Origin of the sequence: Ligaoa zhengdingensis (assembly GCF_014384885.1) — a bacterium.
GTDB lineage: Bacteria > Bacillota > Clostridia > Oscillospirales > Ruminococcaceae > Ligaoa > Ligaoa zhengdingensis.
The window spans coordinates 25,824-47,526 of sequence record NZ_JACRST010000018.1; the positions used below are offsets into that span (position 1 = coordinate 25,824).

The window sequence follows — 21,703 nt, forward strand, 5'->3', positions numbered from 1 at the left end:
TGTGACCGATGGAACTGATCTGCCAAGGGATTCTTTATTTCACCATCTACAGCTTTTTGGGCTGGATGTGCGAATGCGTCTACTGTTCGGTCCCCGCGAAGAAGTTCATCAACCGCGGCTTCCTTGCCGGGCCGGTCTGCCCGGTGTACGGGTTCGGCGCGCTGCTGGTCATCCTGGCGCTCCAGCCGGTGGCGGATCGGGCGGTGTTGGTGTTTTTGGCCGGTATGGTGCTCACCAGCGCGCTGGAATACCTCACCAGCGTCATCCTGGAAAAGCTGTTCCATATGAAGTGGTGGGATTATTCCCATTACCGCTTCAACATCCACGGGCGGGTGTGTCTGCTCAACTCGGTGCTGTTCGGTCTGCTGTGTGTCGTGGTGGTGATGGGGATTCATCCCCATGTGGCAGCCAGAGTGGGGCGCATCCCGCCGCTGGGGCAGGCCATGCTGGCTGGTGTGATCCTCGGTATGTTCGCCTGCGACTGCTGGATTTCGGTGCGCACCACCTTGGAGGTGTCGGGCAAGCTGGAGCAGCTTCGCTTGGCGGCGGCCGAGCTCAAGGAGCGCACCGACAGCTACCGCGACCAGTTCCAGCAGGGCTTGGAGCAGAAGCTGGAGCAGCTGCGGGAGGATCGCGACTGGGAAGCCAGGCGCGCCGCCGCAGCCGAGCGCATCGAACAGATGAAGGCGAGGATTGCGGAGCTCTCCTCGGAAAGCAGGCTGCTGCACCGCCGCCTGATCGACGCGTTCCCCAACCTGCGCTCCACGCGGGATGAGACGGTGATGGAGAAGGTGCGCGAGGCTATCCGCGAAATGCGTGAAGTCCGCCGCCAAAATAAACACAACAAGGGTAAGGATTAAAAGACGATGGACTTTTTTTGGAATTATCTCGCGGCGGTCAACGTAGTGGGGTTTGTGCTGTATGGCTACGATAAGTTTCTGGCCAAGGCGCACCAGCGGCGCATCCCGGAGCGGATTTTGCTGCTTGCAGCAGCCGCCGGCGGCTCGCCGGGCTGCTGGCTCGCCATGGTGCTGTTCCGACACAAGACCCGCAAGCCCAAATTTAAGTTCGGCGTCCCGGCCATCCTGCTGCTGCAGTTGGCGCTGGCAGGCGCGTATTGGTACTATTTTGTGAGATAAGGGAACGAGGCGCGAGCATTTTGCTCACGCCTCATTTTCTTGTTCCGAGCACTCCGGGGGCTGATACTCCAAAAGATCCGCGACCGAGCAGTTCAATGTGAAGCAAAGGCGTGCCAAAACTTCGAGGTCAATCCGCTGGATGGGTTTGTTGCAGTAGCGGGTCAATTGTGCGCGTTGGATGTTTGCCCGCATGGCAATTTTGTTTTTGCTGAGTTTGCTCCCCTGGATCAACCGCCCCAGGTTCCAATGGACACTGCCGAAAATTTCCGATTCCATTTAGGTCAACCTTTCTGTAAAAATAGTTCTTGAGGGTTGTTATAACACAAGATCACGGTGAAATGTTTGATTTGGATGCAAAATAAATCCGTTTTGTATCCATGTTATATCATGAATTTGTGGCAAAGCCACGTCACATAAACGTAAATAAAATTTTGGGGTTCCGGTATCGTCTGAGCAAACAAAATGAGGGCGCGAGCATCTGCTCGCGCCCTCATTTTTTGCATATTACCACGACGGCGGATTGACTGGCCCCGCCTTCTCCTTGCCGCTCTTCGCCTTGCCCTGAATTTCGGGCACCGGCGGTGCCTCGTTCTTTTTGAAGTGGGTCTTGTGGTTGCTCTTAGTCCCGTGCGGCTCCTTGGGGTCGGGCCGCCTCATGCCTGCCTTTGCCACGGATCATCCATCCTTTCTGTGTTGGCGTCGTATACACAGTGTTTGCAGGATGTCCCCTGTTTATCCGCGCTGCCTCAGACACAGTTCGAGCCATTGGCAGTTCCGGCAGACCTTGGTCAGCGCGCCCCGCCGCAGGATGTTTCGCTCCACAAGGCTGCGGTACTCCTGCCAGGGGAGCGCCGCGCCCGCTTCCAGCCCGCACCGCTCGAGGCAGGCGCGGTCGTAATCCAGCACCTTCTGCCCCGAGGCGCATTCCCCGCATCGGTTGTGCGGGCAGCGCGCGCACAGGCAGTCGGTTTGCGGAAGCAGCCGCACCACTTGCCCTGGATTTCGGCCGAGCTCCTTTAAAATGGCGGCCATATTTACCACAAACCCGCCGCTGTATCCCTCCCCGACAAAGTGCAGCAGACACAGGCCGTGGTGCGGCCGCAAAATCAGCGGATCCATTGCGCCAGCAGCGGGTGAAGCCGCTTGACCAGCACTGCGGCCAGCGCGATTTTGACCGCGTCGCCCGGCAGGAAGGGCAGAACACATTTGCCCAGCGCGGCTACAAGCCCATTTTTCATCAGAATCATAAACCATACGGTGCCGAATAGATAACACGCCGCCAGGCCGATCGCCATCGCCGCGGCCAGCTTCCAGAAGGTGTATCCCCATTTGGCGCTCAGCCAGCCGGTCAGCCAGGCGGCGGCGAGGTAACCGATGATGTAGCCCCCCGTGGGCCCGAACAGGACGCCTGGGCCGCCGGTAAAGCCCTGAAATACCGGCACGCCCACCGCGCCGAGCAGCGCGAATACGAGCTGGCTGACAGTGCCGGCGCCTGCGCCGAGCAGGCCGCCCGCCAGATAAACCGAGAACAGGGCGAGATTGATCGGAATGAGCGGCAGGGGAATGGCGATCTGCGAACAGACCGCGGTGAGCGCCGCAAACAGGGCGCAGAGGGTGATTTTGCGTGTGGCGACTGTTGTCTTCATGGTTTCCTCCGTTGTAAACTTAAAAATATAAATAGGTTTACGATGATGATAGCACGGCCGGTCCGGCTTGTCAAGCCCAGCCGAGTAGCACCGAAAAGAAACCGCCCATATAATAAAAAGAAACCGTGGGAAATGCGCTCGGAACCGTCCGGAGCATTTCCATCCCGTCCGGTCAACCCAGCCCTGCGCATCGGGCGGGCGGTGCAAAACCATCCTTGCCGGAGCAGGGCGGCGGAAAGGAGCTTGCCATGCCATTCAGCGACCGGGAGATGATGGCGAGGCTGATTCAGTGCGAGGCCGGCGGCGAGGGAGAGGCCGGAATGCGGGCGGTGGCCACCGTGATTATGAACCGCGCCACTGTGCCGTACGGGGAATTTTTTCGCGTCAGCCAGGGCGGCAACGTGCGCAACATCATGGAGCAGCGCGGCCAGTTCAACTGTATGACCGATACCCTGAGCAGCGGTTATAACCCGCAGAATATTTGGAATATGAGCCCTGAGGCGATCCACTATGAGATTGCAGATTGGGCGCTGGGCGGCGGAAGGCTGAGCGCAGTGGCGAACGCGCTGTTCTTTTACAACCCATACAGCCCAGAATGCGCCCCATATTTTCCCCCGAACCGCATCGGAGTCATTCATAACCGGATCAATCAGCACTGTTTCTACATCCCCACCGAACTCTACAAAGACACCTGACCGAACGCACATAATCCGGATGGCGCCGCTGCGCGCCGATCCATGCAGAGAAAAGGAGTGTACTTATGAACGATTTAACCAGCAATCCCTGGGTTTCCCCCATGCAGCAGAGCTGCCCCAACTGCCAGCCGCCTGTCTCCACGCGGGCGTTTGCATCCGATACCGTGAGCGGCAACAACCCTTTTTTGTGGTGGCAGCAGGGGATCGATACTAATGCCGACACGGCTGCCCGCACCGCAGGCGCCGCAGGTGTGCCCAACCAGCAGATGATCTCGGCCGGAATGAACCCCAATCAGCTGGGGCGAAGCACCGCTTTGACCTCTCCCGCCTTGACCAGCCAGCAGCCGCTGCCCGGCGGCCTTCCGCCCACAGAGAGCACATCCAATATCGCCGATCTGGGGCTTTCCGCGCCGAGCGCCGCCTCCGCGCAGGCCGGCGGCCAGGAAAATCCCATCACCCTCGCCCAATTGACAGCCGGCGGCCAGCCCGAACTGCCGGGCCTCACCGCCATCAGCTTGGGCAACCAACCCACCGCCATCAACCTGGAGAGCTTGCAGTATCTCAACGGTTTCCTGCTCACCCAACTCGGCCGCAGTTGCACCGTCACCTTCCTGATCGGAACCAGCACCATGGATGTCCGCTCGGGTACCCTGGTCGGAGTGGGCGCCAACTACATCCTGCTCAACGAGTTCGAGACCAACGACATCGTCGCCTGCGATTTTTACAGCATCAAATTCATCAAATTTTATTACTGATCTGCCGCGCAGCAAAAAGAGGGCGCGCATGGATGTGGGATTCCATGCGCGCCCTTTTGTCGGGGTGCTGTGTTACGGCTGAGCCCCATCCGCGTCGGCGCGGCGGATCTGGGCCCGCTTGATTTTACCGCCCAATGTCTTGGGCAGTTCGTCTACAAACTCGATGATGCGGGGATACTTGTAGGGCGCGGTGGTGTGCTTCACATGGTTTTGCAGTTCCTTAATCAGCTCGGGGCTGGGGGTGTAGCCCTTGGCGAGCACCACTGTGGCCTTGACCACCTGGCCGCGGATGGGGTCGGGCGCGCCGGTGATTGCGCATTCCACCACAGCGGGGTGCTCGATGAGGGCACTTTCCACCTCAAAGGGGCCGATACGGTAGCCCGAGCACTTGATCACGTCGTCGTTGCGGCCAACAAACCAGTAGTAGCCCTCGCTGTCCCGCCAGGCCACGTCGTGCAGGTTGTAGCACTTGCCGCCCAGCGCCTCGCGGGTCTGCTCCTCGTTGTGGTAGTAGCCGTGGAACAGGCCGACGGGGATTTCTTTATCGACGCCGAAGATACAGATTTCGCCCTCCTCGCCGTCCTCGCACTCCTGGCCGTCCGTGTTGATCAGGCGGATGTCATAGATCGGGGAGGGTTTGCCCATCGAACCGGGTTTGGGCTCGAACCACGGGAAATTGGCGAGCAGCACGGTGGATTCGCTCTGGCCGAAGCCCTCGGTCATCTTGACGCCGGTGAGATCCAGCCATTTGCGCCAGATCTCGGGGTTGAGCGGTTCACCCGCGTTGCAGCAGGTCTCAATCGACGAGAGGTCGAATTTTGAGACATCCTCCTGCAACATAAAGCGAAACATGGTGGGTGGCGCGCAGAAGGTGGTCACCCGGTAGTGCTCCAGCTTTTCCAGCAGCTTCAGCGGCACGAACTTATCCATGTCGTAAGCGAAGATCACCGCGCCGCAGCACCACTGGCCGTAAATTTTGCCCCAGCCGAACTTGGCCCAGCCCGAGTCGGAGACGCTCATATGCAGCTTGTTTTCCTGCACCCGCTGCCAGTATTTGGCGGTGACAATGTGCCCGAGCGGATGGGTGAAGGTGTGCTGCACCATCTTGGGGTGGCTGGTGGTGCCGGAGGTGAAGTAGATGAGCATGATGTCGCTGTTGTCGGTGGCGTCCTCACCGGTGGGGCGGGGGAACGCCTCCGGATATTTGGCGATCTCCTCATCGAAGTTGAGCCAGCCCTCGCGGTGGCCGTCGCCCGCCAGCACCAGGGTGCGCAGCGAGGGGGCCTCCTTTTGCGCGCCCTCCACCTGCTCCACCACATAATCGTCGTCCACACACACCATCATGGCGATCTGCGCGGCGTTGGCGCGGTAGGCGAGGTCGTTTTTGGAGAGCTGCAGCGAGCCGGGGATGAGGGTCGCGCCCAGCTTGTGCAGGCCCACCGCGGCGACCCAGTACTCCCAGCGGCGGCGCAGGATCAGCATGACCACCGAGCCCTTGCGCACCCCATTGGCCTTAAAAAAGTTGGCCGCGCGGTTGGAGAGGCGGCTGATCTCGTCAAAGGTGAAGATGCGCTCGCCGCCATGGTCGTCGCACCAAACCAGCGCCTTTTTGGCCTTGTCCTCGGTCGCCCAGGCATCCACAATGTCGAACCCGAAATTGAAGTGCTCGGGGATGTTCACGGTGTAGTTTTGTTTAAAATCCTCGTAGGAGCTGAACTCCTGGCGGGGCAGAAAACGGTCTAACACAGACATTTGATATCACTCCTGCAATAAATGTTGGTTCGCCCCGCGGATTATTCTGCGATGACGGTGAGAAACACGGCCGGCTGGTCGCCCACACAGGACTGGCCGTGCGGATGGGTGGGGTTGAAGTAGATGGTATCGCCGGTGTGGAGGATGATCTCCTTCTGGTCGAAGGTGACCTTGATGGTGCCCTCCAGCACCATGTTGAACTCCTGTCCGCTGTGGGTGATGAGGTCCGCCACTGCGTCCGACGGGTCCAGGGTGACCAGCAGCGGCTGCATCACCTTGTGGCCGTAGCGGTAGGCGAGATCCTTGAAGCGGTAACCGGGGCAGCGGTTGGTGTCGCGCCCCTCGCCCTTGCGCACCACATGGTAGGTGTCCAGCTTGCCCGATTCGCCCGTGAGCAGCTCGTTAAAATCCACCCCGAATTTGTTGGCGATCTGGAAGATGATGTTGATGGGGATGTTGAGCCCCTCGGTTTCGTAGCTCCTGTAGAGCATGGCGTCGATGCCGAGCTCCTCGGCGAGCTGTTCTGCGGTGTAGCCGCATACCTCGCGCAGTTCCCGAATCCGGTCGGTGAGCTCCCTGATTTGCTGTTCCATAAGACACGCATCCTTTCTCGGTATTGTGTTGATTTTTTAGAAATAAAATAAAAAGCCCGCCCCAAGCATTTCGCTTAGGGCGGACTGAAACGTCCGTGGTACCACCTAACTTCGGAGGAAGTTCCTCCGCACTCTGCGGGTACGGGAGCCACGCTCCGATACCGCTTTCCCTGTAACGGGGGAAATCGCCGTTGAAGCCTACTGGGAATTTCCGTTCGGTTCAAAGCTCCGAGGCTACTTCTCTGTTTCCTTCCCGGGAACTTACACCAGCCGTTCCCTCTCTGCGCGTCGGGTGAACAGATACTCCTCCTCATCGTCGCTTCTGCTGTGTTCGATTTGTTGTTAATCTTAGCAGATGTGCGCGGCATTGTCAAGCGGGGGCACAAAATTTTTCCAGCCGGCATATCCTGAGAGTGAGCCACTCTATCGGAAAGGAACGCGTGCCATGAGATATGAACTGCGCGAATTTAATTATGACCGGGATAAAGCGGTGGCCTACGCCCATCAGTGGGCCTATTTCCGCAACCCCAATTACTATAACTTCCAGGACATCGGCGGGGACTGCACCAACTTCGCCTCCCAGTGTATCTTTGCCGGTGCGGGAATTATGAATTATACCCCCACCTTCGGTTGGTATTACATCAGCGTCAGCGACCGCGCCCCCGCCTGGACAGGGGTACAATACCTATACAACTTTCTCACCACCAACGAGGGGGTCGGTCCCTACGGGCGGGAGGTCCCCATCGAACAGGCGCAGCCCGGCGACGTGGTGCAGCTCGCGCTCACCCGCGCGGAGTATCAGCACACGCCGGTTATCGTATCGGTCGGCGGGGAGATCCCCACGCTGGACAACATCCATATCGCAGCGCACACCAACGACTGCGACTGCCGCCCGCTCTCCAGCTACAACTTTCGCAGCATCCGCTTCATCCACATCGAAGGAGTGCGTTATATGCAGGGGGTCGAATAGCCCTCTGGCGTTCACCGGCGGGCAGGCTGTGCCCGCCGGCGATTTTCGTTGTCGAGCGCCGTCTATGGTGTTATAATGCAATAGGAAAATGTGGAAAGGAAACGAATGGTATGTTTCACATCACAGGGCTCAAATATAAGAAAATCTTGGACATCCCCCGGCTGACCATCGACCGGCCGGTCACCTGCATTGTGGGCGCGTCGGGCAGCGGCAAGACCACCCTGCTGCGCCTGCTCAACCGCCTCAGCGCGCCCGACGAGGGAAAGATTGAATACAACGGCGAGGATATCGCCGCGATGGACCCGGTGAAGCTGCGCCGCCGGGTGGTGATGCTGGGGCAGACGCCGGTGATCTATCCGGGCGACATCCGGGACAACCTGCAGATCGGCCTGGAGCTCTCCCAGCGGCTGCCCGCGCCGGAGAGCGCGCTGCGCGAAAGCCTGCGGAGCGTCGGGCTGGATAAGAACCTGGACGAGGGCTGCGGCGCCCTCTCGGGCGGGGAGAAGCAGCGCCTGTGCCTGGCGCGGGTGCTGCTGATGGACGCGGAGACCTACCTGTTGGACGAGCCCTCCTCGGCGCTCGACCGGGAGACCGAACGGTTTTTGGTGGACCACCTGGCCGAATTCGTGCGCGAGCGGGACCGCCAGCTCATCATGGTCACCCACTCGGAAGCGGTGGCCGGGCGATACCCCGGTTCCACCATCCGCATCGAGGCCGGAAGGACGGAGGGTTACCGCGATGAACAATGACGCGATCATGAATCTTTCCATTTTACAGCTCGCCATCGCCTATGTGTTTGTGCTGGTGCTGCTGGTCATCTTTCAGGCGCGCGGCATCCGGCGGGAGAAGCAGATCCTCATCGCCACCACCCGCATGACGGTGCAGCTCACCGCTATGGGGTATGTGCTGATGTACGTCTTCCAGCATCCGAGCTGGTGGCTGACCCTGCTGGTGCTCACGGTGATGGTCGGCTTCGCCGTCCACAACGCCCTGCGCCGGGTCAAAACGCCCATGTCCGGACCGCTGCGCCGGCTGGTGGGCGTCTCGATGGTGTTCGGCTACACCGTGGTGGCGGGGGTGTTCCTGCTGCTGGTGCTGCGGGTGCGCCCGTGGTTCAACCCGCAGTATGTCATTCCAATTTCGGGGATGATCGTGGGCAACTCGATGACCGGTATCTCGCTGGGGGCCAACCGGCTGTGCAGCGCGATGGAGGACAACCGCGCGGTGGTGGAAAATTCGCTGATGCTGGGGGCCACCCCGGCGCGCGCGGCGCGCGACATCGTCAACGACGCGTTCGACAGCGCGATCCTGCCCACCATGAACAACATGCTCACCATGGGCATCGTCTCGCTGCCGGGCATGATGACCGGGCAGATTTTGTCCGGCACCTTTCCGCTCACCGCGATCAAATATCAAATCGGCATCATGCTGGCGATCCTGGGAAGCACGGCGCTGGCCGTGGTGCTGTTTGTCACCCAGGGTTACAGGACCTTTTTCACCAAGGATGGGAGGTTGCGCTGAAGATGTCCTGGATCATTCTGGTTTGGCTGGCGATTGTGGGGACCGGCGCGTTGATCGTGCTGGATTTCTGCGGCAAGCTGCCGCTCACCCGCTTTTGGTTCCAGTGGATCTATCTGGCTGTGGCGCCGCACGCGGTGATGTGCTGTTATCTGGCGTATCCGGCCCTGCAGCGGCACGGTTCAGGCCGGACCGCTGCGGTGCTGCTGCTGGCGTCCTTCTGCCTGCTTGTGGTCTATGTGGGGTTCCGCCTCCACTTCGCGCCGTGGATCAGGCGCAAGAGCGACACCTTCCGCCTGCGTGCGATGCTGCGCGGCCGGGCGCTCATCCTGCTCGGAATTTACGCGCTGCTGGTGCAGATTCCCTTGTGCATCGCCGAGTGCATTCTGCTGCCGCGCCGGGGGACGCCCCCGTACATACTAGCGGCCGACGTGGCCCTCGCCGCGCTGGCGGTGGTTCTCCTGTTGGCCAACGGCGTGCTGCGCATCCTCTTCACCTCGCGCCGCCTCAGCGTCTGGCGGCGGGTGCTCATCCTGCTCACCATCTGGGTTCCGCTGATCAATCTGACGGTGCTGCTCTACTGCTGCCGGGTGGTGCTGGACGAATACGATCACGAGTGCTACAAGGTGGTCAACCGCAGCGCGCGGGTGGATTCCGACCTCTGTAGGACCCGTTACCCGCTGGTGCTTGTGCACGGCGTGGGTTTCCGCGACCTCAAATACTTTAACTACTGGGGGCGCATCCCCAAGGAGCTCATCCGCAACGGCGCGACCGTCTATTATGGCCACCAGGAGGCGTGGGGCACCATCGAGGCCAATGCCGCGGAGATGAAGGAGAATATTTTGGAGATTCTGCGCGAGACCGGCTGCGAGAAGGTCAACATCATCGCCCATTCCAAGGGGGGACTGGATTCCCGCTACCTGATCAGCGCGCTGGGGATGGGAGATCGGGTGGCCTCCCTCACCACTATGTCCACCCCGCACCGCGGTTCCCTCGTGATCGATAAGCTGTTGCGCCTGCCCGACGGCTTTTTCCGCTGGTTGGCCAAGGGGGTCAACGCCTATTTCCGCAGGTTGGGCGACCACGACCCCGACTTTTACCACGCGGTGCGCCAGTTTTCCACCCCGTTTGCAGCCGGGTTCAACCGGTCGGTTCCCGACCGGCCGGAGGTGTTCTATCAGAGTTACACCTCGGTGATGGGTGGCCTGTTCAGCGATTCGCTGCTCTGTTTCCCCTACAGCGTCGTCAAGGCGGTGGAGGGGGAGAACGACGGCCTGGTGAGCATCGAGTCGGCCAAATGGGGGGAATTTCGGGGTGTGTTCCACAACCGGTGCCGCCGCGGCATCTCGCACGGGGACATCATCGACCTCAAGCGGGAGGATTACCGCGGGTTCGACGTGGTGGAAACCTATGTACAAATCGTCTCCGATCTCAAAAAGCGGGGCTTTTAAAATTTTATCAGAGGGATGAGGTATGACATGAAGACAAAAGTAGAAGAATATTTTGAGAGGGAACACCTGCCCTACAAGGTGCTGTATATGGATCAGAGCACCGCGACCGTGCCGCTTGCAGCCGCCGCGCTGGGGGTCGAGCCCGACCGCATCGCCAAGTCTCTCACCTTTCGGCTGAAGGGGCGCGACATCATGATTTTGGCCTGCGGCACCGCGCGCATCGACAACCGCAAGTTTAAGGATGCGTTCGGCTGTAAAGCCAAGATGATGACCCCGGAGGAGGCGCTTGCGCTCACCGGCTACGCGGTGGGCGGCGTCTGCCCGTTCGACCTGCCGGGGAACATCGCGGTTTATCTCGACGAATCGCTGCGGCGGTTCGAGACGGTCTTTCCCGCGGCGGGCGCGAGCAACGCCTGTGTGGAGATGGCGCCCGGGGAGATCGCCGGGCTCACCGGCGCGCAATGGATCGATGTGGCCAAGGCGGAGGAACCCGAAAAACAGGAGTAAATGGAGTGTTGATGCGTGAGAAGCAGCGGAATCCTGATGCATATCACCAGCCTGCCGTCCCCTTACGGGATCGGTTCGCTGGGGCGGGCCGCCTATGAATTCGTCGATTTTTTGGAGCAGGCCGGACAGGGGTGGTGGCAGGTGCTGCCGATCACCCCGGCTGGCGCGGGCAACTCGCCCTATTCGTCCTATTCGGTGTTTGCGGGCAATCCGCTGCTGATCGATCTGGAAGCGTTGGTCGAGCAGGGCCTGCTCACCCGCGAGGAGTGCGGCGCTGTGGATTTCGGCGGCGATCCTCGCCGGGTGGATTACGACAAGGTGATCCCAGGCAAGCTGGCGCTGCTCAAGCGGGCGTGGTCGCGCTTGTCGCCGGGCGAGGAGTTTGCGGCCTTTGAACGCGAGCACGCCGACTGGCTGCCCGATTATGCGCTCTATATGGCGCTGCGCGACCGGTTCGGCGTCCCCTGGTACGACTGGGAGGAACCGCTGCGGATGCGCGAGACGAAAGCGGTGGCCGCCTGGGCGGGCAAGCTGCGGGATGAAACCGGCTTCTGGAGCTTTGTGCAGTATGAGTTTGACCGCCAGTGGAAGGCCCTCAAGCAGTATGCCAACCGGCATGGAGTGGGTATCGTCGGGGATATCCCCATCTATGTGTCGATGGACAGCGCCGACGTGTGGGCATCACCCGAGCTGTTCGAGCTGGACGAGCGCCGCCGCCCGGTCGCTGTGGCGGGGGTGCCGCCGGACTACTTTTCGCCCACCGGGCAGCTCTGGGGCAACCCGCTGTACAACTGGGCGCGCATGAAGCGCGACGGGTACGCCTGGTGGATTCGCCGGGTGCGGCGCACCGCCAGCCAGTGCGATATCACCCGCATCGACCACTTCCGGGGGTTTGACGAATACTATGCGGTGCCCTACGGCGACGAAACCGCGGAGAACGGCGTGTGGCAGAAGGGGCCTGGCGTCGGGCTGTTCGATGCGATCAACAGCGCGTGCGGTTCCCCGCGTGTTATCGCGGAGGATCTGGGCCTGCTCACCCCCACGGTGGAGCAGCTCCTGCGCGACACCGGCTACCCGGGCATGAAGGTGCTGGAATTCGCGTTCGATTCCAACTGGCGCAACCCCTACCTGCCGTTCAACTACACCACCGACAACCTGGTGGTGTACACCGGCACCCACGACAACGACACCGCCTGCGGGTGGTATGCCGCCTGCGGTAGCGCAACGCGGCGGTTCGCGCGCAAGTATCTGCGCCTGCGGCGGGGGGAACCGGTGCACTGGAAGCTGATCGAGTGCGCCTGGTCCACCCGCGCGTCGCTGGCTGTGGCGCAGATGCAGGACTTCCTGGGCCTTGGAAGCGAGGCGCGCATGAACACCCCTTCGGTGGCCGAGGGGTGCTGGAGCTGGCGCGCCCTACCCGGGGAGTGCTCCCCGCAGCTCGCCGCGCGCATCCGGGCGCTCACGGCGCGGCATGGCAGGGGCCGGGAGAGTTTCGCCCGCACAGCTGCGGCCCAATGAGCGAGCTGCGCCCGATATACCAAAAATTGGTATTCATTTTTGACAATGTTCACAATTTGTTCAAGAAGCAAAATTTGACAGGTTCCTTCCTTATCCCTTATAATAAGAGGTAATTAGATTGCAAAGGCTGCGGAGGGAAGCTGTATTGTATAACCCAGAAAATGTGCGAAAAATTAAAATTTGCATCCGAGCCGTTTTAATCTCTCTGGTGATTGTGCCATCCATCCTGATGGTGTCGGTATTTGCAAAAAGCGCCCAGCTTCAAGAACAGATGGAAAACCTCTCGCAGAAGCTGCGGGAGACCGAGACCCAGCTCGAGCTGGAGCAGTCGCTTGCACAGGAGGACCCGGATTTTGCCGTGACCAAGGCGCAGGTGAAAAACGGCGGGCGCGGCGAGCCGCTCTCCGACCTGTACCCCGATATGATTGTGGAGTGGCGGGAGGATCCGGTGCGGGTACAGGAGGAGCCGACCGTCTACCTCACCTTTGACGACGGGCCGTCGGCGCTCACCCCCGAGCTGCTGGACCTGCTGGACGAATACAATGTGAAGGCGACCTTTTTTGTGGTGAGCAACAACAACGAAAAATATATGGATTACTGCAAGGAGATTGTGGAGCGCGGGCACGCGCTTGGGATGCACTCTTACACGCACGATTATCAGAAGGTATACGCCTCCAAAGAGTCGTTTTTGGCGGATTTCCACCGCCAATTTACCCAGCTCAAGGAGCTGACCGGCGAGACGCCGGTGCTGTATCGCTTCCCAGGCGGGTCGGACAACGACAGGCTGGAGAAGAGCGGTTTTTCCGAGGATATCCGCATGGAGATGGCAAGCCGTGGTTTTATCTATCACGACTGGAACGTCTCCTCGGAGGACGCATCCTATCTGGCCAAATCCAAAGATCAGATCGTGCGCAACGTCATTACAGGGGTGGGCAACAAAAACCATGCGGTGGTGCTGATGCACAACAGTGTCAACAAGGCCAGCACCATCGAGGCGTTGCCAGAGATTATTGAGACGCTGCGCGCGAGAGGATATCAGTTTGACAAGCTGACGAGCGAGATCAAACCGATTCATTTTTCATAACAAAGGGGGAACCAGGGTGGGATTTAAAGAAGATTTCAAACGCGCCATGCAGGAAACCGTGTATGGCAACCAGCTCGATGCGGAAGAGTCTGCGCTGGAGGCCGAAGAGGCCAGTGAGGTTGCAGAGAAGGTGAAGCTGTCTGCCAAGAAGAAAAAAGATGAAATGACCGAATCGCATTCCGTTCCGGAGCCGGTTCCGGCCAAGGCTACGCCTGCGGAGACGGTGCGGCCGGTCAAGGAGGATATCCCGGCGCAGGCTGTCCATGAGACGTCCAATGTGACGGTCATCTCGGCGGGAACGATCATCCGCGGCGGCATCGAGTCCGAGGGGGCTATCGAATTCAACGGCGAGCTGGTGGGTGACGTCAATTGTAAGCAGGAGATGGTCATCACCGGCAAGGTGGAGGGCAATGTCACCGCCGAGCGGGTGCTGTTGCAGGACGCGCTCATCAAGGGCAACATCAGTTGCCACACCTCCGCCAACATCTCCGCGGATACGCAGATCATGGGCGATCTGGTCGTGCGGGACGCACGCATCGACGGCCGCATCATGGGCAATGTGAATGCCGAGGGCGCGATCATCGCGGGCGAGACGGCTGTCATCGTGGGCGATATTACCGCTTACACCGTCGAGATCCAGAAGGGGTCGTATTTCGAGGGAAAGGTAATCATGACCGGCCCCTCGGAGGAGAAGAACCGACTGTTCGACAAGTTTCCCAAGATGGTCTGATACATAACCAACTGAAAAATGTGCGGCGATGGCTTCGCACCCGGCGTCCGGCCGGACGGCGAAACCACCGCCGCGTTTGTTTATTTACGGCGCGTCCGGCCGGATGCGCCTGGGTGCCTTGGGCTTTGTCAGCTCAAAGGAGTGATCGATCATCTCCAACAGCCGCTCCTCCGGCAGGTCGCCGCCCACGATGACCGAATTCCAGTGGGCCTTATTCATGTGGTAGCCGGGCAGCACCGATTGATAGGCGCTCCGCAGCAGCTCGGCCAGCATCGGTTCGCATTTGAGGTTGATCCACAGGCCGCCCTGCCTCTCAAAGATGAGCGCAAAGGTTTTGCGGTTGCCGCTGTGGCGCATCACAGTCCAGGAGGTGCCGTCATTCAGCTTGTCAAACGGGTAGTCCTCGTAAGCGCCCGGTTTGCTCATGCAGTATTCGATGAGTTCACGGCGGGTCATAAAAAACGCCCCTTTCTGTGTCGGATATCCCCAGTATAAGCCGGAAAGCCGCACGGGTAAAGCAATTTGTTCATATTCTTCCAATTTTATTTACACATATTGCCGTACAATCTGTTAGGATAAAAGGGGTTTTATGAACCACCTATTTTGGGGAATACTGTAAGACGAGACGAATCACAACTGTTGAGAGAGTGAGAGGGTGCAATTTTGCTTTGGTATCATCAGACCGCCGACGAGGTGTTGCGGCAGCTCGAGGCGAACGAACAGGCCGGACTCGCGCCGGAGGAAGCGGCGCGGCGGTTGCAACGGGACGGCGCGAACCGCCTGAATGCGAAGAAGAAAAAGACGGCATTGCAACGCTTTGCAGAACAGTTTAAAGACTTTATGGTCATCATTCTGATGATTGCGGCGGTGATCTCCTTCGTCGTGGCGCTCGGCGGCCACGACAAGACCGAGTTCCTCGAGCCGGTGATCATTCTGGGCATCGTGCTGCTCAACGCCACGCTGGGCGTGGTGCAGGAGAGCAAGGCCGAAAAGGCGCTGGAGGCCCTGCAGAGCCTGGCTGCGCCTACGGCCAAGGCGCTGCGCGGGGGTTCGGTGCAGGTGGTACCCGCCGCCGACCTGGTGGCAGGGGATGTGATCCTGCTGGAGGCCGGCGATTTTGTGCCGGCGGATGCGCGCTTGCTGGAGTCGGCCAGCCTCAAGTGTGAGGAATCAGCCCTCACCGGCGAATCGGTGCCTGCAGAGAAGGACGCGGCTGCCCAGGTGGAGGAAAACGCGCCGTTGGGCGACCGGCGCAACATGGTGTATTCAGGCACCTCAGTGGTGTACGGGCGCGGCCGTGCGGTGATTGTCGCCACCGGCATGAACACCGAGATGGGCGTGATCGCCAAGCTGCTGGACAACGAGGCGGACGAACAGACCCCGCTGCAACAGAAGCTCGCCAAGCTGGGCAAGACGCTGGGCATCGTGGCGCTGGGTGTGTGCGCGGTGATCTTTGCCATCGGGTTCCTCTCGGGTATGCCGCTAATGGAGATCTTTATGACAGCGGTGTCGCTGGCGGTCGCGGCGATCCCCGAGGGCCTGCCCGCAATCGTGGCCATTGTGCTGGCGATGGGGGTGCAGCGGATGGTCAAGAAGAACGCGATCATCCGGCGTCTGCCCGCCGTGGAGACACTGGGCAGCGCGTCGGTCATCTGTTCGGATAAGACCGGTACCCTCACCCAGAACCGCATGACCCTCGTCAAGGCCTGGGCGGGCGGCGAAGTGGAGGAGATCGCCGGTGGGGAGAGCGAGCGCATCCAAAACCTGCTGCGGCTCGCCACCCTGTGCTGCGATGCGAGCATCGAGGTGCAGGACGGCAAGGAGACGCTGATCGGCGACCCCACCGAGGTGGCGATCGTGGCGGCGGCGCGTAAAAATGGAATCGAAAAGGCGGCGCTGGCGGCCGACTGCCCGCGTTTGGCCGAGCTGCCGTTCGACTCCGACCGCAAGCTGATGACCACCGTCAACCGGATCGACGGCAAGCTGTTGGCCATCGTCAAGGGTGCGTTCGACGTGCTCTCCCAGCGGGTGGTCAATTTTGATGAGCGGGCGGCCGCGGAGGTCAACGCGGCTATGGGCGAGGACGCGCTGCGGGTGCTGGCCGTGGCCGTCAAGCCGCTCGACGAGGCGCCCGAGAACCCCACCAGCGACCAGCTCGAGCAGGGGCTCACCTTTGTGGGCCTGCTCGGCATGATCGACCCGCCGCGCGAGGAGGCCAAGCAGGCGGTCGCCACCTGCATCAAGGCGGGCATCCGCCCGGTGATGATCACCGGCGACCACGTGGCCACCGCGAGCGCCATCGCCCGCCAGCTCGGCATCCTCACCGACGGTACCGAGGCGATCTCGGGCGCACAGCTCGCCGCCATGAGCGAGCAGGAGCTCAACCTCAACATCCGGCGCTATTCGGTCTACGCCCGCGTCTCGCCCGAGGATAAAATCCGCATCGTCAAGGCGTGGCAGAACAGCGGCGCGATGGTGTCGATGACCGGCGACGGGGTGAACGATGCGCCCGCCCTCAAGGCGGCCGACATCGGCTGCGCGATGGGCGTGACCGGCACCGAGGTGGCCAAGGGCGCGGCGGATATGATCCTCACCGACGACAACTTTGCCACCATCGTCAGCGCTGTCAAAGAGGGGCGCGGTATCTACGACAACATCAAAAAAGCGGTGCAGTTCCTGCTGGGGTCCAACATCGGCGAATTGTTCACCGTATTCTTCTCGATGTTATTCTGGCGGCAGTCCCCGCTGCTCGCCATTCAGCTGCTGTGGATCAACCTGGTCACCGACGGCCTACCCGCGCTCGCGCTGGGCATGGAGCCGGTTGAAAAGGACGTGATGTCCCGCAAGCCCAAACCCAAGAACGAGAGCATCTTCGCAGGCGGGCTCGGGGTGCGCATCGTGCTGCAGGGCCTGATGTTTGCGGCGCTCACCCTGAGCGGCTTCTACATCGGCTACACGGTGGGCGGTTCGATCGAGGCGGCCGAGACGATGGCCTTCCTGGTGCTGGCGGTCTCGCAGCTGTTCCATGCGTTCAATGTGCGCTCCACCCACTCCCTGTTCGTGGTGGGGCTCACCAGCAACTGGTATATGCTCGGGGCGTTCGCGGTGTCGATGCTGCTCATCCTGCTGATCGCCTTCATCCCTCCGGTTGCGGCGGTGTTCGGTCTGGTGCGCCTGACACAGCGGCTCTATCTGATCGCTTTGGGGCTGGCCTTTGTGCCGGTGGTAATCATCGAGCTGGAGAAGCTCGGCCGCGCGATCTACCGCAAAATAAAAAAATAAGGTGATATCCCCGCCGGAGAGGGCGCCTTTGCGCGCCTTCCCCGGCGTTTTTGCACTCCGCCCATTGACGGACGGGCCGCAACTGGGTACAATGAAAAGCGGTAATCTTGATTGGGAAAGGATGCGTTTACAATGGTACGTCACATCGTGTTTTGGAATTTGAAGGAGGAGGCCGACGGGCGCGGCAAATGGGACAACGCCAAACTCATGAAGGAGAAGCTGGAGTCGCTGGTGGGGCAGGTCGAGGGTCTGCGCCGCGCCGAGGTCGGGTTCAACTTTACCGAGGGCGGCTACGACGTCAGCCTGGTCGCCGAGCACGACAGCCGGGAGGCGCTGGCGGTCTACCAGAAGCACCCCGCCCACCTCGCGGTGAAGGAATTTGTGCACAAGGTGATCTGTGCGCGCGCCGTGTGCGACTGCGAGCTGTAAGCGGGGGCGGATCAGAACAACCGGGGAGGCGTGACGGATGGAGCGGCGGATTGAAATTTTCGATTCCACCCTGCGCGACGGGGCGCAGGCCGAGGGAATCCACTTTTCGGTGGATGACAAGTTGAATATTGTCCGGAAGCTCGATAAGCTGGGGATTCCGTACATCGAGGCGGGCAACCCCGGTTCCAATCCCAAGGATTTCGAGTTTTTCGAGCGGGTGCGGATGCTGGAGCTGCGTTCGGCACAGCTGGTGGCATTTGGCTCCACCCGGCGCAAGGATATCGCGGTGGAGGACGACAAGAACTGCCGCGCGCTGATTGCGGCCGACACCGAGGTGATCGCCCTGTTCGGCAAGAGCTGGGCGCTGCACGTCGAAAATGTGCTGCAAACCACCCGGGCGGAAAACCTGCGGATGATCTACGACACCGTCGATTATTTTGTCTCGCACGGAAAGACGGTATTTTTCGACGCCGAGCACTTTTTCGATGGCTTCCGCGCCGACCCCGGCTACGCCTTGGAGACCCTGCGCGCCGCTGCACAAGCGGGCGCGCAGCGGCTGGTGCTGTGCGACACCAACGGTGGCAGCTTCCCTGCGGATATCGCCGACGGCGTGCGCGCAGTGCGGCGGGAGCTGGATGTCCCCGTGGCGATCCACTGCCACAACGACCTGGGCTGTGCGGTGGCCAATTCGATCGAGGCGGTGCGGTGCGGCGCGGTGCAGGTGCAGGGCACCTACATCGGATTTGGGGAGCGATGCGGCAACGCCAGCCTGTCCACCCTGATCCCGGCGCTGCAACTGAAGATGGGCTGCCGGTGCATCACGGACGAGGCGATGGGGCGCGTCACCCACACCGCCCGCTATATTGCGGAGGTCGCCAACTACATCCTGCCCGCCTCCACACCGGTGGTGGGCAAGAGCGCGTTTGCGCACAAGGCGGGGATGCATGTGGACGCGGTGCAGAAGCTGCACGCGAGCTTTGAAAACTTCCCGCCCGAGCGGGTGGGCAACAACCGCAGCCTGCTCATCTCCGAGGTAGCCGGACGGACGGCCGTGGCCAACCGCCTGGCGCAGCTCGACCCCACGGTCACCCGCGATTCGCCGGTGACCCAGGAGGTGATGGACGCGCTCAAGGAGCTGGAGCACAGGGGCTATCAGTTCGAGTCGGCGCAGGCCAGCCTGGAAATTTTCCTGCTCAAAAAGTTGGGGCTGTTCCAGCCGTTTTTTGAGCTCGAGAATTTCCGCATCATCGGGGAGCAGTCGGAATCCCACAGGCAGATTTCTTCCGCGATGATTAAGGTTCGCGTGGGGGACCGCAGCGAGATCACCGCCGCCGAGGGGGACGGCCCGGTGCACGCGCTCGACCGCGCGCTGCGCAAGGCGCTGGAGGTGTTCTACCCCGCGCTCGCGCAGACCCGCCTGATCGACTTCAAGGTGCGGGTGGTGGAGCAGCGCGCGGCCACCGCGTCGATCGTGCGAGTGCTCATCGAGACCACCGACGGCGCGTCGGTGTGGACCACCGTGGGCGCGTCGGCGGACATCATCGAGGCGAGCTGGCACGCGCTGGCCGATTCGGTGGAATACAAGCTGTTGTGCGACGACCGGAACGGCGTCCTGGAGGTCTGCGGAGGGATCGCCGCAGGCGGGGCACAGCGGCAAAAATGAATTCGGTCGGGGATGCCCGCACGGCCAAAGCAGCCGGTGCGGGTGTTTTTCTGCGCGTTTTAAATTGTTACCAGACTGTTCAAATTCTTTTCAACCGCGCATCACAATTTCCGGTTATACTAAAAACATCGATACGGGAGCGGACGCCGCGATGAGCGGCTCGCACAATCAATTCCAAAGAATCAAATTCGGGAAGCTTCCGTTTATAGATCTTACTGTTAGTCTGCCGGGTGGTCGGAACACCGGCCCGGCAGACGAGACAGACCAAATATTCCAGCCTATGCCCTGCGGCATGGGCTTTTTTTGCGCCCGGACGCATATCTTTAACAGAGATCATGCGGGAGGGATGACGGTGAACAACTACTTTGTCGTGGGTAAGCGCGGCCTGATCGGGATCGCGGTGATGCTGTGCGTCTGTGTGGCCCTATCGGTGGCGGTGGCGAACCGGATTGGCCAGGCAATTTTTGTGGATGGGGGAAAGCGTCTGCTGCCGATCTACTCGGTGGAGACTGAGGAAAAGGTGGTGGCATTGGGCTTCAACTGCGCGTGGGATGCGGCCGATGTGCCGGAGATTCTGCGCATCCTGGAGGAAAACGACGTGAAGGCCACCTTCTTTTTGGTGGGGCAGTGGGCGGAAAAGTACCCCGACAGCGTGAAGGCGCTATACGACGCGGGCCACGAGCTCGGCAACCACTCCTTTTCCCACCCGGACATGGCGGCGAAATCCCGGGATGAAGTTGCAAAGCAGATCCGGCGCTGCGACGATACGATTGAACGCATCACCGGGGTACGTCCCAAGCTGTTTCGCGCGCCGTCCGGTTCGTATAACAACACGGTGGTGGAGGTCGCGGAGTCGCTCGGGCACAGCGTCATCCAGTGGGACTGCGACAGCCGCGACTGGAAGGGCCCGAGCGCCAAGGAGATGACGCGCAACGTGCTCAAGGGGGTGCAGCCGGGCAGCATCACCCTGTTCCATGTGGGCAAGGCGAACACCGTGGAGGCTCTGCCCGAGATCATCCGCCAGCTCAAAGCGGAGGGATATTCCTTCCGCCCGGTGGGGGAGATGATCTATTACGAGGACTATGAGATCGATGTACAGGGCCGGCAGCATAAAAAGCAGAGTTCCTCCTCCGATGGATAAAATGGAAAGGGCCGGTGGCGATTGCCACCGGCCCTTTCCGCGCTTGGGGTTATAGAATGGGAAAAAGAGAGGACAAATTATTTGCTTGCGTTGCGTTTGACAAGTGCGAACACGCTGCCGCCGATGACCGCTGCGGCTGCAATCGCCATCACGACGATCGCCCACACCGGCAGGTCGCTTTCGGTTGCCTCGGGTGCGATCTGCGCCGCAGGCGCTTCCGCCTCAGCCGGGGCCGCGGGCTCGATCACCGCGGGAACTTCGGGCGCCACGGGCGCTGCCGGAACAACCGCCTCAGGCGCCGCGGGTGTTGCCGCTGCCACCTCGCCGCCCGTCTCCGGGTTGCTGTTCGCTGCGGGCGCATTGCCGCTCGCAGCAGGCACGTTTCCGGCCATCGCTTTGATCTCGTCGGAGGTGTAGTACACTGCCGCCGCATTGTACCCCTTCAGCTCACCTGCGCCGTTCACTGCGTAATCCTTGCCGCCGATCTCGAAGATTCCGGTCACGCCCTTGTTCTTCAGGGTGTCGATCACTGTCGCGGGAACATTCGCTCCCTCATCCAGCTTCGCATTCACTTTGCCGCCCTTTTCGGTCGCATTGATCTTCTCGATCACTTCCGACCAGTAGTCGCTGTCGCTCACCTGGCTCGTGCTTCCCTTGTTGGGCTTGCTCGGCTTATCTTCCGGTTTCGGCTCAGGCTCCGGATCCACCTTATGCTCCAGGCTGAGCGCCATCGCTTCCACATTCTCCGCTGCCGCTTTCGCTTCCTCCCACGTCAGCTCCTTCGCCTTCAGCAGCTCTTCCGCTTCCGCCAGCGCCGCACGGTACGCTTC

The 21,703-nt window shown here is 60.9% G+C and carries 24 protein-coding genes and 1 other annotated feature; of the genes, 16 read left to right on the top strand and 8 right to left on the bottom strand.

Annotated elements, in window-relative coordinates; all coding sequences use genetic code 11:
* Nucleotides 1–8: 8 nt before the first annotated feature.
* Nucleotides 9–860, top strand: a complete 852-nt coding sequence (locus H8711_RS10580; RefSeq protein ID WP_249283413.1) for a putative ABC transporter permease — start codon at nt 9–11, stop codon at nt 858–860.
* A 6-nt stretch (nt 861–866) separates the two neighbouring features.
* Nucleotides 867–1,139: a DUF1294 domain-containing protein gene (locus H8711_RS10585; protein ID WP_249283414.1), complete on the top strand. Its 273-nt coding sequence runs from the start codon at nt 867–869 to the stop codon at nt 1,137–1,139.
* 24 nt (nt 1,140–1,163) lie between these two features.
* Here the strand turns inward: H8711_RS10585 and H8711_RS10590 are convergent, their stop codons facing one another.
* The 4 genes from H8711_RS10590 to H8711_RS10605 form a co-directional block, all read right to left on the bottom strand.
* The gene (locus H8711_RS10590) at nt 1,164–1,415 is read right to left on the bottom strand and encodes a helix-turn-helix domain-containing protein (protein ID WP_249283415.1); all 252 of its coding nucleotides are present in this window, start codon (nt 1,413–1,415) and stop codon (nt 1,164–1,166) included.
* Between the two features lie 228 nt (nt 1,416–1,643).
* Nucleotides 1,644–1,811 (bottom strand): hypothetical protein, encoded by a 168-nt coding sequence (locus H8711_RS10595; protein ID WP_249283416.1) that lies wholly within the window; start codon nt 1,809–1,811, stop codon nt 1,644–1,646.
* 60 nt (nt 1,812–1,871) lie between these two features.
* A complete protein-coding gene (locus H8711_RS10600; RefSeq protein WP_249283417.1) occupies nt 1,872–2,258 on the bottom strand; it encodes a DUF1284 domain-containing protein in 387 nt (128 codons plus the stop codon).
* Nucleotides 2,246–2,785, bottom strand: coding sequence for a biotin transporter BioY (locus tag H8711_RS10605; protein WP_249283418.1), 540 nt, complete (start codon nt 2,783–2,785; stop codon nt 2,246–2,248). Before H8711_RS10605 ends, H8711_RS10600 begins: the two co-directional genes overlap by 13 nt.
* 248 nt (nt 2,786–3,033) lie before the next feature.
* On the opposite strand from H8711_RS10605, the gene H8711_RS10610 reads away from it, so the two are divergent.
* Together H8711_RS10610 and H8711_RS10615 are read left to right on the top strand one after the other, a co-directional pair.
* Nucleotides 3,034–3,480, top strand: coding sequence for a cell wall hydrolase (locus tag H8711_RS10610; RefSeq protein ID WP_249283419.1), 447 nt, complete (start codon nt 3,034–3,036; stop codon nt 3,478–3,480).
* Nucleotides 3,481–3,545: 65 nt separating this feature from the next.
* Nucleotides 3,546–4,235 (top strand): hypothetical protein, encoded by a 690-nt coding sequence (locus H8711_RS10615; protein WP_249283420.1) that lies wholly within the window; start codon nt 3,546–3,548, stop codon nt 4,233–4,235.
* Nucleotides 4,236–4,307: 72 nt separating this feature from the next.
* Here the strand turns inward: H8711_RS10615 and H8711_RS10620 are convergent, their stop codons facing one another.
* Nucleotides 4,308–5,987, bottom strand: coding sequence for an AMP-binding protein (locus H8711_RS10620; RefSeq protein WP_249283421.1), 1,680 nt, complete (start codon nt 5,985–5,987; stop codon nt 4,308–4,310).
* Nucleotides 5,988–6,028: 41 nt separating this feature from the next.
* The gene (locus tag H8711_RS10625) at nt 6,029–6,580 is read right to left on the bottom strand and encodes a helix-turn-helix domain-containing protein (RefSeq protein WP_249283422.1); all 552 of its coding nucleotides are present in this window, start codon (nt 6,578–6,580) and stop codon (nt 6,029–6,031) included.
* Nucleotides 6,581–6,652: 72 nt separating this feature from the next.
* Nucleotides 6,653–6,906, bottom strand: a binding site (T-box leader).
* 119 nt (nt 6,907–7,025) lie between these two features.
* Between H8711_RS10625 and H8711_RS10630 the strand changes: the two genes are divergently transcribed.
* The 8 genes from H8711_RS10630 (at nt 7,026) to H8711_RS14230 (ending at nt 14,358) form a co-directional block, all read left to right on the top strand.
* Complete coding sequence (locus H8711_RS10630) at nt 7,026–7,550, top strand: amidase domain-containing protein (protein WP_249283423.1); 525 nt, start codon at nt 7,026–7,028, stop codon at nt 7,548–7,550.
* A 110-nt stretch (nt 7,551–7,660) separates the two neighbouring features.
* Nucleotides 7,661–8,299 (top strand): ABC transporter ATP-binding protein, encoded by a 639-nt coding sequence (locus H8711_RS10635; RefSeq protein WP_249283424.1) that lies wholly within the window; start codon nt 7,661–7,663, stop codon nt 8,297–8,299.
* Entirely contained in the window at nt 8,289–9,071 is a 783-nt protein-coding gene (locus tag H8711_RS10640) for an ABC transporter permease (RefSeq protein WP_249283425.1), read from the top strand. The genes H8711_RS10635 and H8711_RS10640 overlap by 11 nt, the downstream gene beginning before the upstream one ends.
* A 2-nt stretch (nt 9,072–9,073) precedes the next feature.
* Nucleotides 9,074–10,519, top strand: a complete 1,446-nt coding sequence (locus tag H8711_RS10645; protein WP_249283426.1) for an esterase/lipase family protein — start codon at nt 9,074–9,076, stop codon at nt 10,517–10,519.
* Between the two features lie 27 nt (nt 10,520–10,546).
* Nucleotides 10,547–11,026, top strand: coding sequence for a YbaK/EbsC family protein (locus H8711_RS10650; protein WP_249283427.1), 480 nt, complete (start codon nt 10,547–10,549; stop codon nt 11,024–11,026).
* Nucleotides 11,027–11,041: 15 nt separating this feature from the next.
* Nucleotides 11,042–12,544, top strand: coding sequence for a 4-alpha-glucanotransferase (gene malQ / locus H8711_RS10655; RefSeq protein WP_249283428.1), 1,503 nt, complete (start codon nt 11,042–11,044; stop codon nt 12,542–12,544).
* A gap of 145 nt (nt 12,545–12,689) precedes the next feature.
* Nucleotides 12,690–13,628 (top strand): polysaccharide deacetylase family protein, encoded by a 939-nt coding sequence (locus tag H8711_RS10660; protein ID WP_249283429.1) that lies wholly within the window; start codon nt 12,690–12,692, stop codon nt 13,626–13,628.
* Between the two features lie 16 nt (nt 13,629–13,644).
* Nucleotides 13,645–14,358: a polymer-forming cytoskeletal protein gene (locus H8711_RS14230; protein WP_249283430.1), complete on the top strand. Its 714-nt coding sequence runs from the start codon at nt 13,645–13,647 to the stop codon at nt 14,356–14,358.
* Nucleotides 14,359–14,442: 84 nt separating this feature from the next.
* Here the strand turns inward: H8711_RS14230 and H8711_RS10670 are convergent, their stop codons facing one another.
* Nucleotides 14,443–14,814: an MmcQ/YjbR family DNA-binding protein gene (locus H8711_RS10670; protein ID WP_249283431.1), complete on the bottom strand. Its 372-nt coding sequence runs from the start codon at nt 14,812–14,814 to the stop codon at nt 14,443–14,445.
* A 207-nt stretch (nt 14,815–15,021) separates the two neighbouring features.
* Here H8711_RS10670 and H8711_RS10675 point away from each other — a divergent pair, with 207 nt between their 5' ends.
* The 4 genes from H8711_RS10675 (at nt 15,022) to H8711_RS10690 (ending at nt 20,873) form a co-directional block, all read left to right on the top strand.
* Nucleotides 15,022–17,640 carry a calcium-translocating P-type ATPase, PMCA-type gene (locus tag H8711_RS10675; RefSeq protein ID WP_283245931.1) on the top strand — a complete coding sequence of 873 codons (2,619 nt, stop codon included), beginning with the start codon at nt 15,022–15,024 and terminating at the stop codon, nt 17,638–17,640.
* Nucleotides 17,641–17,772: 132 nt separating this feature from the next.
* A complete protein-coding gene (locus tag H8711_RS10680; protein ID WP_249283432.1) occupies nt 17,773–18,069 on the top strand; it encodes a Dabb family protein in 297 nt (98 codons plus the stop codon).
* Nucleotides 18,070–18,106: 37 nt separating this feature from the next.
* Complete coding sequence (cimA, locus tag H8711_RS10685) at nt 18,107–19,732, top strand: citramalate synthase (RefSeq protein WP_249283433.1); 1,626 nt, start codon at nt 18,107–18,109, stop codon at nt 19,730–19,732.
* Between the two features lie 352 nt (nt 19,733–20,084).
* Nucleotides 20,085–20,873, top strand: coding sequence for a polysaccharide deacetylase family protein (locus H8711_RS10690; RefSeq protein ID WP_249283434.1), 789 nt, complete (start codon nt 20,085–20,087; stop codon nt 20,871–20,873).
* A 77-nt stretch (nt 20,874–20,950) separates the two neighbouring features.
* On the opposite strand, the gene H8711_RS10695 is transcribed toward H8711_RS10690, so the two are convergent.
* A partial coding sequence (locus H8711_RS10695) for a hypothetical protein (protein WP_249283435.1) occupies nt 20,951–21,703 on the bottom strand: 753 nt, incomplete at its 5' end.